Raw genomic sequence first — 11,990 nt, 5'->3', positions numbered from 1 at the left:
AATTCTTAGGGGGGCCACCCCTGTGGCACGGGACAGACAGCAAACCGAAGATTTCGTAAGTCCCGTCCGGCGCCTTCTGGTTGGGATGTTGGTGCTGTTCATGTTCGCCACGTTCTTGATTTGGCGTATCGACAACCCGCGCGTTGAACGGTTCCGCATGATGGTCATTGATGCGGTTGTGCCGAATTTCGATTGGGCAATGTCCCCCGTCACAGGTGTGATGAACTTGCTGTCCGATTTTCAGTCTTATCAGCGGCTTGCACAGCAAAACTCCGACCTACGCCGAGAATTGCAAGACATGAAAAGCTGGCGAGAAGCCGCCATTCAGCTTGATCAGGAAAATGCGCGACTTCGCGATTTAATCAATGTGCAGCTTGACCCACAACTGACGCGGATCACAGGTGTTGTGTTGGCGGATTCAGGGTCACCCTTTCGCCAATCCGTATTGCTGAACGTCGGCGCGCGTGACGGCATTTTGGATGGCTGGCCTGCCATGGATGGCATCGGGCTGGTGGGTCGTATTTCTGGCGTCGGCAATGAAACGTCCCGTGTGATCCTTGTCACAGATACGTCTAGCCAAATTCCCGTCACGATCCAGCCATCGGGCCAACGGGCCATTCTGTCAGGTGACAACACGATCAATCCACTGCTGCAATTCATCGAAGACCCCGATCAAGTGACACCAGGGGATCGCATTGTGACGTCGGGCGATGGCGGCGTTTTCCCCGCTGATCTGTTGGTCGGGCAACTGGCGCGGGGAACAGATGGGCGGCCCCGCGCACGCCTGTCCGCCGATCTTGAACGCATCGAATTCCTACGCGTCTTGCGCAGCCAGCCGACCGCGCGGATCGAGGAGGCAGGCGCACTTTTGGCGCCGCTTGCCGCCCCAGTTTTACCGATTGCTGCGGATCAAGACGGTGAAGTCGGCGTGTCCGAGGACGGCAGTGATGGCTGACAACACCCTTAACCGCCGCAGGTGGATCGGTCGGTTGACGTTCTTGTTGCTTGGCCTGTTCATCATATTCTCACATCTCATCCCACTAGAAACTGTTCCACCAAGCTTGGGCAGCAGTTCGCTTGTGCCGCTAGAACAGCGCGGCGCGACACCGAACGCCGATTTTCAAGTCGAAGAATTCTTTGATCCCGTCCGCTGGATCGCACCCAACTTTCTGATCTTGTTGGCTGTGACATGGGTCACGCGGCGGCCATCGTTTGCACCTGTCTGGGTGATTGCCATCCTGTTTCTACTGGCCGATCTGCTGTTTCAACGTCCACCCGGACTGTGGACAGCACTTGTCTTGATTCTGACCGAAATCTTGCGCGGGCGGTCACGATCGATGCGCACCCTGCCGTTCTGGTTGGAATGGGTGACTGTGGCCGTCGGCATATTGGCTATTTCCATTGTCTATCGGTTCACATTGTCGATGGTTTTGATCCCGCAAGGCCCGCTGGGGCTGACAATACTTCAGTTGGGCCTTACATTGATCACGTACCCTGCCGTTGTTTTCGTGTCCTACATCCTGTTCGGTGTAAGCCGCCCAGCGCCAGGCGAAGTGGATGCACTCGGGCATCGAATATGAAAGTGCAGCACCGACTATGAAACGCGGCCCCAAAGAAACCGAAGACGGCGCGCGCCGCTTATCCCGACGCGCACTTTTGCTTGGGACCGCGCAGCTTGGTATCATTGCGGCCTTGGGCGCGCGCATGGCGTCATTGCAAGTTGATCAGGCCGACGAATTTCGAATGTTGGCCGAAGAAAACCGCATCAACATGGGGCTGATCCCACCGGCTCGCGGGTTGATCTACGATATCAATGGCGTCGTTCTGGCTGACAACGCACAGCATTATACAATCACCATGACCCGCGAAGGCGCAGGCGATGTTGATGAAATTCTGGCGCGGTTGAACCGTCTTGTCGCCCTTGATCCCGAACGGCTGGAAAAGGCGCGCGAAGAACTGGGCGCGCGCAGCCCGTTTGTCCCTGTGACCGTTGCGGAACGCGTGTCATGGCAGGACGTCGCGCGGGTGAATGTGAACGCCCCTGCCCTGCCCGGTGTTGTGGCCGAACTGGGCCGCAGCCGCATCTACCCACAGGGCTTGGACATGGCCCATGTGGTAGGTTATGTCGGCCCTGTCAGCGATTTTGATCTGAGCCGAATTGATGACCGCGACCCATTGCTGCAAATTCCCCGTTTCCAGATCGGCAAGACGATGGTGGAAAACAGACTAGAACGCGACTTGCGCGGCTCCGCGGGCACCAAGCGGGTCGAAGTCAACGCCGCGGGTCGCGTGATGCGCGAGCTGGACCGCGTCGAAGGCACGCCGGGGGCGGATGTGCAATTGACCGTTGATGCGCGGTTGCAAAACTACATTCAAGCGCGGCTGAGTGGTGAATCCGCCGCGGCCATCGTGATTGAGGTGACCAACGGCGACATAAAAGGCATCGGGTCTGCCCCCAGCTTTGATCCCAACGTCTTCGTCCAAGGCATTTCCGTTGCCTTGTGGGATGAGCTGAACGAACGGGGTGTGGACGCCAGCCTGCACCGTCGCCCCCTCGCCGCCAAAACCGTGCAGGGCACCTACCCGCCGGGGTCGACTTTCAAGATGGTGACTGCACTTGCCGCACTTGAAGACGGGGCCATTGGTCCAGATGAAACCGTGCGCTGCGTCGGGCATTTAGATGTATCTGACGTACGGTTCCATTGCTGGAAACGCGCAGGTCACGGCAATATGAACCTGAACGAAAGCCTGAAACAATCCTGCGACGTCTATTACTACGAGGTGTCCCAGCGTGTCGGCATCGACAAGATCGCCGCGATGGGCCGCAAGTTAGGTCTGGGCGAACGCCATGATTTACCAATGTCCGCCATCCGCACCGGTATTATGCCAGACAAAGCATGGAAGCGCGAAGCGCGCGGCGAGGACTGGCGTATTGGCGACACCGTGAACGCGAGTATCGGTCAGGGTTATGTTTTGACATCGCCTTTACAACTGGCCGTGATGACCGCGCGGATTGCCACAGGGCGGGCCGTGAAACCACGGTTGGTGCGTTCTATTGATGGGGTGGATGAACCGTCAGGCGCGGGCGAAAGCCTCGGCTTGAACGAGAACAACCTGCGCCGCGTGCGCGGGGCGATGTATGATGTGTCCAATCATCCGCGCGGCACTGGGTATCGCACCCGCATCGCCACCGAAGAATTCCGCATTGCGGGCAAAACCGGCACCAGCCAAGTCCGCCGGATCACGCAAGCCGAACGCGACGCAGGCGTCACCCGCAATGAAGACTTGCCTTGGAACCGCCGTGACCACGCGCTTTTTGTGGCGTTCGCCCCAGCTGATAATCCCAAATATGCAATCGCTGTCGTCGTTGAGCACGGCGGGGGTGGCTCTACCGCCGCAGCACCCATTGCGCGCGATGTCATGTTGCAAGCGCTCTACGAAGGCACACCGCCACTGTCCGCTTACCCGTCAGCCTCGCGCGGTCAAATTGCCGACCAACAGCGTCGCTTGAACGATCTGATCCGCGACATCCAGCCTGGCCGCAACGCGGATGAAGCCTGATGAGTTATCTGGAATATCAAGTCAAACACATCCCCGTCGGCTTTCGCAAACTGCTCTACGTCAATTGGCCCGTGGTTTTTTTGGTGACGGCTGTGTCAGGCTTTGGATTCTTGATGCTTTATTCCGTCGCTGGCGGATCGATGGACCCATGGGTCAACCCGCAAATCCAACGCTTTGGCCTCGGCGTTGGCGTCATGCTGGGCATGGCGATGGTCCCCATCTGGTTTTGGCGCAATATGGCTGTCGTCGGATATTCCTTGGCCTTGGCCCTTCTGGTGCTGGTCGAATTCATCGGCGTTGAACGCAACGGTTCGCAGCGTTGGCTCGACCTTGGACCGATGGATTTACAACCCTCTGAGCTGATGAAGATTACCCTTATTATGCTGCTGGCCGCCTATTACGATTGGTTGCCCCTCAACAAGGTCAGTAAGCCGCAATGGATCATCGTGCCCCTGCTGTTCATCGCGGCACCTGCCTACCTCGTGCTGAGCCAACCCGATCTTGGCACGACCATTCTATTGGTGTCCGGTGGTGGGGCAATTATGTTCCTCGCGGGGGTCCACTGGGCCTATTTCGCAAGTGTGATTGCGGGCGCTGTCGGCCTCGTGACGGCTGTGTTTCAGTCGCGCAGCACCGGTTGGCAGATGCTGAAAGACTATCAATACCGCCGCATTGACACGTTCATCGACCCGACCCAAGACCCCCTAGGGGCTGGCTATCACATCACTCAAGCCAAGATCGCGCTTGGATCGGGCGGCTGGACAGGGCGCGGGTTCATGCAGGGTACCCAAAGCCGGCTGAATTTTCTACCCGAGAAACACACAGACTTTATCTTCACGACCTTGGCAGAAGAGTTTGGCTTTATTGGCGCGTTCGGTCTGCTGATCCTTTACACGCTGATCATCATCTTTTGCGTGCAGTCTGCGGTGACCAATAAAGACCGTTTTGCGTCCCTTGTTACGATGGGCGTCGCGGTGACGTTCTTTTTGTTCTTTGCGGTCAATATGGCGATGGTGATGGGCCTCGCGCCTGTTGTCGGCGTGCCGTTGCCGCTTGTCAGCTATGGCGGCTCGGCGATGCTGGTCTTGATGGCGGCCTTCGGGCTGGTGCAGTCCGCCCACGTGCATAAACCGCGATGACTAAAAACACACCCATCTGCGCGCTATTTTCCGCAGGCGATGCCGCTTGGCCCGACTACGCAGCGGCACTGCCTCCTGCATTTGCGGCGCAGGGTTTAACGGTTGATGTGTCGCGCGACCACGCGCCTGAAACGGTCGACTACATCATCGCCGCCCCGAATGGCCCGGTACAAGATTTTGCTCCGTTCACCCGCTGTAAGGCCGTGCTGAACCTTTGGGCAGGTGTCGAAGATATCGCAACCAACAAGACCCTGACCCAACCGCTGGCGCGCATGGTTGACCCTGGCCTGACTGACGGCATGGTCGAATGGGTTGTCGGGCACACGATGCGCCACCACCTTGGCATCGACGATCACATTCATGGACAAGACGGCATCTGGCGCGCCGCATTTCCGCCGTTGGCGCAGGAACGCCCGGTAACAATCCTTGGCCTTGGCGCGCTCGGGGCCGCCTGCGCCAAAATGCTTACGGCTTTGAATTTTCCTGTGACGGGATGGAGCCGTTCCCAAAAAGACATCGTAAACGTGACCTGCCTTTCCGGCAATGACGGCTTGCGTGACGCCTTGACAGATGCAGAAATTGTCGTGCTATTGCTGCCGCTTACGGATGCGACAACCAATATCCTGAACGCCGAAAAACTCGCACTCCTTGTGGACGGGGCATTCATCATCAACCCCGGTCGCGGCCCCCTGATTGACGACGTGGCACTGCTTAAGGCGCTTGACCGCAATGTCGCCCACGCCACACTGGACGTTTTTCGGACCGAACCTTTGCCAAAAAGCCACGCATTCTGGGACCATCCCAAGATAACAGTTACGCCGCATATCGCATCCACAACGCGGGCCAGCACAGCCGCACTCTGCATCGCGGAAAACATCCGGCGCGGCGAAGACGGCTTACCCTTCATGCACCTCGTGGATCGCAGCAAAGGCTACTAAATCCTATCCCGTCTTTCCTTTAGAAATATCCCGGGGACGCAAAGCGGGGGCAGCGCCCCACCTCTCGTGCAGATTTCCAAAAAAATCTGCACCCCGCTCGCGGCAAGCGAGCTTAATGCAGCTTAGGTGGCTTGGTCGGGTCCATACCGGGGTTTGCACCGGGCTGACCATTGCTAGATCCCGGCATCTGCGGCGTTGGCAGATCAAACCGCAGCCCGACTTTGGCGACCCGTTCAGACACCGGATCACCCCCGGCCAGATGCGCAACATCAAGCATGCCTGCCTCGATGCCAGAAAACACCAACGCCTCATTTACTGCCGCCGTCAATGCGCCCTCAGCGCCCTCAATGGTGCCAACAAACGCCAACATGTGCCCGCGCGCGCCGCCCTCGTAGGTCACACCACACAGGTAAGCCTCAACCGCCAGCCCTGCGGCTGTAGCAAGCTTTCGATCAAGCGCCTCTAGCAAGATGTCCGGCAAACCCGTCGGCGCACTTACCTGCGTGATCTGGCCGTCCACTTCTTCGGGATCCGACCCCAATGTCTGTGCCAACCAATCCACGGCGTCAGCCGAAACCAGCATAGCGGACGGGGCCACGCCCATGTTCAGCGCCATCCCGATCCGCTGGCCTTCAAGCATCTGCGCCATGCCTCGCCCAGACAGCGCAGCGTAGGGTGCGATCGCTTTTCCATAAAACTCTGACATCCGCGCCTCGCGGTCAAAAATCAAAACAAATTGTTGATCTTCTGCTTCAAACATTGCTGGCGAAATCTGGTCTCCCTCAACCTCTGCCTCAAGCAACATGAACAGCTCGGACTCTGCCAGTCGTTCGTAAAACCGCAAACGCGCCAGATCATCCGCATCATCGGCGACCATAGCGGCGTGGGCCAAATCAATTTCAGTTGTGTCTACTTCCGTCATTCAAAACCTCTTTCACACGGACGCGCAGCGCTGGCAAAACCTGCGCCCCGAACCACGGATTCTTCTTCAGCCATGCGGTATTGCGCCACGACGGATGTGGCAAGACAAAGGTGTCCGGCGCATGGTCCCGCCAGCCTGCAACAGTTTCAGTGGCACTGGTCTTTACACCCAAATGATATCGGTGTGCCGATGCCCCGACCAAAATGCGAAGCTTCACATCAGGAAGATCCGCCATCACGCTGTCGTGCCATGTCTGGCCACAAACCTTGGGCGGTGGCAAATCTGACCCAGCTTTATCATTGCCTGGAAAACAAAAGGCCATCGGCACGATTGTAACATTGCTCCGATCATAAAATGTGGTCTCGTCGACGCCCAACCAGTCGCGCAAACGATCCCCTGACGGATCGGTAAATGGGCAACCACTTTTATATACTTTCTTGCCAGGGGCTTGCCCTACGATCAGCAGCCGCGCCGTTGGTTCAAACCAGACAATCGGGCGAGGCGAATGGGCGGTTTGCGTGGCGGCGAACCGATCCGCACACAGGGTGCAAGCAGTGATTTGGTGGCGCAACGTCATGTCTTAAAACTATACCAACTGTCCCTATAGGCCAGCGAAGCCTGAGGAAAACCGTTCAACTCAGATCAATTTCCTGACAAATGCGTTGTACAAAGACCTGCCCTAACGACATATTGTAGCCAGATTGTAGCCAGATTGTAGCCAGATTGTAGCCAGATTGTTCTCTTATTGGAGACAATGATAGGGTAATCTGTCACCTAAGACATAGGTCCAAAAGGGGGGAATGTCCCGAAGAATGTTGAAATTTTAATTTAGGGTGGCGTTGCTTCCCCTGAGCCGTAGGCTCTGGGTGTTTAATCGCAAAAGGAAGCAACACCATGAAGAAGACTATCACAGCAAGCGCTGGACTTGCCAGCGCGTCGAATGTTCATCAACTCGTGGAAACAGCCTGGGACAAAGTTGGCGAGAGCTTCGAGCAGTTCTGCCTGACGGCGGGCGTCGCCAGTCTGGTTCAGATGTTTGGTGAGGACGCAGATACGCTGGCGGGTGGCCGATACGAGCATTGCACTGACAAGCCTGGCCACAGATGGGGCACCGCGAAAGGTCAGGTTGGGTTCCATGGTGGGAAGATTGAGCTGGAGCGCGCCCGTGTGCGCGATAAAGTGACCGGTAAAGAGATTGTCCTGCCGAGCTGGGAAGAGGCCTCCTCGGGTGGCTTCCTTGAACAATGGGCAATGAGCCTAATGTTGATGAATGTTTCCACCCGTAAGTATGACCGAGCTGTACGGCTGCCCGAAGCGAAGGTGCCTAATAAGGCAGGGAGCGGGCTGTCCAGGTCAGCAGTTTCGCGTCGCTTCAAAGCACTCACCCAAGCGCGCCTGGATGAGTGGATGTCATCTGATCTATCGGAGCTTGACCTTGTAGCGATCCAGATCGACGGGCTGCATTTGGACGATCATTTGTTGGTGCTTGCGGCCGTGGGTGTGGAGGTTTCAGGCGAAAAGCACCCTCTGGGCGTCATTGAAGGGGCGACCGAGAACGCCGCGACGGTTCAGGCGCTTTTGGACAATCTGATAGAGCGTGGGCTCGATCCAGCGGGCTGCTATTTGTTCATCGTAGATGGGGCTAAGGCACTGACCAAGGCAATTCGGCGCACATTTGGTGCCGATATTCCCATCCAAAGATGCCAGATACACAAGGCCCGCAACATAACTGACAGGCTTCCTCCAAAGCTGCACGCCTCCGTACGCCGCGCGCTGAAGCAAGCATGGGAGCTTGATGATGCCGACAAAGCCGAGCGGTTGATGCGGAATCTTGCCCAGCGACTAGAGCTTGAGGCTCCGGACGTTTCAAAGTCGATCCTTGAGGGCCTAGACGAAATTCTAACTGTTGTTAGGTTGGGGCTACCTGTGGAATTGAGACGCTCATTGGCCAGCACCAACATCATTGAATCTATGAACAGCGTGATCCGACAGGTCTGTCGAAACGTCAAACGCTGGCGCGATGCAAAAATGGCGCTGCGCTGGACAGGGGCTGGTATGCTGGAAGCCGCGAAAGGCTTCCGCCGCCTAAAGGCCTACAAGCAACTCCCCATTCTCAAGCAAGCTTTGCTAGATCATCGCAATACCGTAACGCTTGACCAAATCAAGGACGTCGCCTAACCATCAATCAAGCAGCGCCACTCGCCCGATTTTCAACATCGTACGGGACATCCCCCAAAAGGGCCCGACCCGAGGTAGCGTAGACATTCAATGCTTGAATTTGTGAACGTCAGTAAGTACTTTTGGACAGGAACCCAGCGCAAGGTTATCCTTGATCGCGCAAATTTTCGTGTGGAACTAGGGCATTCTTTAGGCATTCTGGCTCCGAACGGCACTGGTAAGACTACGATCATCAATATGATGGCAGGGCTCGAAAAGCCTGACGAAGGCCAAGTCAACCGTGCCTGCCGTGTGTCGTTTCCATTGGGTTTTATGGGCGGGGTCGTGAACCGCCACACCGCGCGAGAGAACAGCCGCTTTATCGCGCGACTTTACGGACTTGACCCCGATTACGTTGAGGCGTTTTGCCGTTGGATGACGGGAATCGAAGAATACTTCGACATGCCAGTGGGCACTTATTCCGCGGGCATGCGGGCACGTTTCACATTTTCATTGATGCTGAGCCTTGATTTCGACATCTACCTAATTGATGAGGGCATGCCGCAAACGACCGATGCGGAGTTCAACCGCAAGGCGGGACAGGTTCTCAAGGAGAGATTGGTCGACACAACAGTCATCATCGTCTCCCACCAAGCGGACACGCTTGAAAGATTCGCCCGATCAGCCGCCGTTCTAAGGGACGGTCAGTTGGTCATGTTTGACACCTTGGAAGAAGCGAAACAGGTTTATGACTACGAAACCCAAGGCACAGAAATTCCGGATACGACGCAGTTCGAGCACGGCTAACGCCACCGCTGCTGCGCCCAGTTCGACGCCGACCCAAGCTGTCCCGGTTTCACCGACCGGGCAGCCCTATTCTCAAGGTGCGGCCACGGCGATGCATGGGGCCGTCTCAGGCGCCGTGGACAGCCCCGCCACCGTGTCGTCGGAAACCGACATTGATGCGATCCGCCAAGAAGGTCTGACGGGCCGCCAGTTGCGTATGGCGCGTCGCGCAAAAAAATGGCCTCGCGGTGACGTCTGATTTTGATGCTGTGCGCCAGTTACGCAAGCAAGGTGTGGACCCGTTCCAGCGCGCCAATGTCCTTGACCTCGTGACACCAAGCGACGCTCAAGCCAAATCAACCACAGGTCAAATGCAGGCCGCGACCGCCAAGATGTCCCCTGCCGAGGCAAGAGTGCAACTGCCACAAACAGTGCAGCGCCAGCAAACTCTGCCGTCCACACAGGTTGGTGCAGGTGACAATCCGGCCGATCGACGCGCTGGTGAGATCCGTCGCATTCAGAAAGATATCGCCAAACGCCGCCGTAAAAATATCATCGCGCTTATGGGTCGTCTCGCGATGTTTGTGTTCTTGCCAACCCTTGCGGCGGGATATTATTTCTATGTCATGGCGACGCCGATGTATGGCACCCATTCCCAGATGGTTATCAAGCAGGCCGCAAGCACCGGCGGCGGAGGCTTGGGAAGTCTGTTCCAAGGAACCGGCCTCGCCACCCAAACCGATAGCACAACAGTGCAATCCTACATGACCTCGCTTGAATCCTTTATCCGCCTTGATGCCGATCATGGATTCACCGAACATTTCTCGGATCCCAACATCGACTCGATTCAGCGATTGGCCTCTGATGCCACCCGCGACGATGCCTATGACGTATTTCTAAACCACGTCCAGATTGGCTACGATCCAACAGAAGGCTTCCTAAAAATGGAAGTCATCGCGGCCAACCCCGCCAAAAGCCAAGAGTTTTCCGAAGCGTTGATCAGCTACGCTGAGGAACAGATCAACCAGCAAACGCTGCGGGTTCGCGAAGACCAGATGTCGGGTGCCCAAGAAACCTATGCCGCCGCAAAATCCCGTCGCGTTGAAGCTCTCGCTGAACTCGTGAGCATCCAAGAAGAAGTACAACAAAGCGACCCCCTCGCCCAATCTGCCGCCCTGCAACAGCGGATCACGACCCTTGAAATTCGGCTTGATGATGAACGACTGAATCTTGCCAGCCTTTTGGAAAATAGTCGCCCGAACGCGGCATCTTTAAGCGCAACGGAGTCAGAGATCGGGCTTCTTGAAGACCAAATTGCGCTGCTGCGCGGTGAACTGTCTGGTGGCAACGGTGGATCGCTTGTGTCCAACAACGCCCGCTTGCGCCAAGCTGAAGAAAACTATGTTTTTCAAGTCACCAACGTTCAGGCGACGCTTATGCAGATGGACACAGCACGGATTGAAGCAACGCGGCAGAGCCTTTATTTAACGATCTCAGTGCCCCCCATCGCGCCAGACTCGCCGACATACCCAAAAGCGTTTGAAAACATGCTCTTGGCCTTCCTGATATTCTCAGGCATCTATCTGATGATTTCGCTCACAGTCTCCATCCTTCGTGAACAGGTAAGCTCTTGATGAAAGACGTACAAATAGGGTCGGTCACGGCCTCCAACGATCGCCCTTTGACGATCATCGCAGGTCCATGCCAGCTGGAATCCCTAGCCCATGCCCGTATGATTGCCGAAGAGATGAGCAAAGTCTGCGACGCCCATGGGGCGCAGTTTGTGTTCAAAGGCAGCTATGACAAAGCGAACCGCACGTCTCTGTCAGGCAAGCGCGGGCTTGGAATGGACGAAGGTCTTGCGATCCATGCCGCAATCAAAGCTGAATTCGGTTGCCCCGTGCTGACCGATATCCACACTGCCGATCAGTGTGCGCCTGTGGCTGAAGTCGTCGATATCCTGCAAATTCCTGCGTTCCTTTGTCGCCAGACGGATCTGTTGTTGGCAGCAGGCGAAACAGGTGCCGCAGTGAACATCAAAAAGGGCCAGTTCCTTGCGCCATGGGATATGGCCAATGTCGTGTCCAAAGTTGAATCCACAGGCAACACCCGCATTCTGTTGACGGAACGCGGTGTCTCGTTTGGCTATAACGCCCTCGTGACCGACATGCGCTCTCTGCCCGAAATGATGAAGACCGGTTATCCAGTAGTGATGGACGCAACGCATGCCGTTGCCCAACCGGGCGGCCTTGGTGGTTCAAGCGGTGGACAACGTGAATTCGCCCCCGTTCTGGCCCGCGCTGCAGTGGCAATCGGCATCGGTGCGGTATTCTTGGAAACCCACGAAGATCCTGACAACGCGCCGTCGGACGGACCCAACATGATAGCGCTGCGCGACATGGACGGTGTTCTTAAAACATTGATGGCGCTGGACGCAATTGCGAAGGCAGACCCGATCCGCCTTTAAGGTCGGCCACCTCTAGATTC

Annotated in this window: 12 protein-coding genes; 10 read left to right on the top strand and 2 right to left on the bottom strand. The window is 56.6% G+C overall.

Annotated features, from left to right (window positions below; genetic code table 11):
* The first annotated feature begins 22 nt into the window (after nucleotides 1-22).
* From mreC to OA238_RS04635, 5 genes are read left to right on the top strand one after another with little or no spacing between them, the layout of a single operon-like run.
* Entirely contained in the window at nucleotides 23-955 is a 933-nt protein-coding gene (gene mreC / locus OA238_RS04655) for a rod shape-determining protein MreC (protein ID WP_015494291.1), read from the top strand.
* Nucleotides 948-1,580 carry a hypothetical protein gene (locus OA238_RS04650; protein WP_015494290.1) on the top strand — a complete coding sequence of 211 codons (633 nt, stop codon included), beginning with the start codon at nucleotides 948-950 and terminating at the stop codon, nucleotides 1,578-1,580. The genes mreC and OA238_RS04650 overlap by 8 nt, the downstream gene beginning before the upstream one ends.
* A gap of 16 nt (nucleotides 1,581-1,596) precedes the next feature.
* Nucleotides 1,597-3,561 carry a penicillin-binding protein 2 gene (gene mrdA, locus OA238_RS04645; protein WP_044036297.1) on the top strand — a complete coding sequence of 655 codons (1,965 nt, stop codon included), beginning with the start codon at nucleotides 1,597-1,599 and terminating at the stop codon, nucleotides 3,559-3,561.
* Nucleotides 3,561-4,700, top strand: coding sequence for a rod shape-determining protein RodA (rodA, locus tag OA238_RS04640; protein WP_015494288.1), 1,140 nt, complete (start codon nucleotides 3,561-3,563; stop codon nucleotides 4,698-4,700). Before mrdA ends, rodA begins: the two co-directional genes overlap by 1 nt.
* Nucleotides 4,697-5,638 (top strand): 2-hydroxyacid dehydrogenase, encoded by a 942-nt coding sequence (locus OA238_RS04635; RefSeq protein ID WP_015494287.1) that lies wholly within the window; start codon nucleotides 4,697-4,699, stop codon nucleotides 5,636-5,638. The genes rodA and OA238_RS04635 overlap by 4 nt, the downstream gene beginning before the upstream one ends.
* Before the next feature lie 112 nt (nucleotides 5,639-5,750).
* Here the strand turns inward: OA238_RS04635 and OA238_RS04630 are convergent, their stop codons facing one another.
* Together OA238_RS04630 and OA238_RS04625 are read right to left on the bottom strand one after the other, a co-directional pair.
* Entirely contained in the window at nucleotides 5,751-6,560 is an 810-nt protein-coding gene (locus OA238_RS04630; protein ID WP_015494286.1) for an SseB family protein, read from the bottom strand.
* Nucleotides 6,538-7,137 (bottom strand): uracil-DNA glycosylase family protein, encoded by a 600-nt coding sequence (locus tag OA238_RS04625; RefSeq protein WP_015494285.1) that lies wholly within the window; start codon nucleotides 7,135-7,137, stop codon nucleotides 6,538-6,540. The genes OA238_RS04630 and OA238_RS04625 overlap by 23 nt, the downstream gene beginning before the upstream one ends.
* Before the next feature lie 317 nt (nucleotides 7,138-7,454).
* Between OA238_RS04625 and OA238_RS04620 the strand changes: the two genes are divergently transcribed.
* The 5 genes from OA238_RS04620 to kdsA all read left to right on the top strand — a co-directional run bounded on the left by OA238_RS04620 (nucleotide 7,455) and on the right by kdsA (nucleotide 11,970).
* Nucleotides 7,455-8,738: an IS256-like element ISOan3 family transposase gene (locus OA238_RS04620; RefSeq protein ID WP_015494284.1), complete on the top strand. Its 1,284-nt coding sequence runs from the start codon at nucleotides 7,455-7,457 to the stop codon at nucleotides 8,736-8,738.
* A 90-nt stretch (nucleotides 8,739-8,828) separates the two neighbouring features.
* Nucleotides 8,829-9,524: an ABC transporter ATP-binding protein gene (locus OA238_RS04615; protein WP_015494283.1), complete on the top strand. Its 696-nt coding sequence runs from the start codon at nucleotides 8,829-8,831 to the stop codon at nucleotides 9,522-9,524.
* The gene (locus OA238_RS33510; RefSeq protein ID WP_245581573.1) at nucleotides 9,466-9,762 is read left to right on the top strand and encodes a hypothetical protein; all 297 of its coding nucleotides are present in this window, start codon (nucleotides 9,466-9,468) and stop codon (nucleotides 9,760-9,762) included. Before OA238_RS04615 ends, OA238_RS33510 begins: the two co-directional genes overlap by 59 nt.
* Nucleotides 9,752-11,137, top strand: coding sequence for a KpsE/RkpR family capsule polysaccharide export protein (locus OA238_RS04610; RefSeq protein WP_015494282.1), 1,386 nt, complete (start codon nucleotides 9,752-9,754; stop codon nucleotides 11,135-11,137). Before OA238_RS33510 ends, OA238_RS04610 begins: the two co-directional genes overlap by 11 nt.
* The gene (gene kdsA, locus OA238_RS04605; protein ID WP_015494281.1) at nucleotides 11,137-11,970 is read left to right on the top strand and encodes a 3-deoxy-8-phosphooctulonate synthase; all 834 of its coding nucleotides are present in this window, start codon (nucleotides 11,137-11,139) and stop codon (nucleotides 11,968-11,970) included. The genes OA238_RS04610 and kdsA overlap by 1 nt, the downstream gene beginning before the upstream one ends.
* Nucleotides 11,971-11,990 lie beyond the last annotated feature (20 nt).

Source organism: Octadecabacter arcticus 238, assembly GCF_000155735.2.
Lineage (GTDB): Bacteria > Pseudomonadota > Alphaproteobacteria > Rhodobacterales > Rhodobacteraceae > Octadecabacter > Octadecabacter arcticus.
The sequence above is the reverse complement of the archived record's forward strand: the minus strand, read 5'-3'. Positions and strand labels throughout refer to the sequence as shown.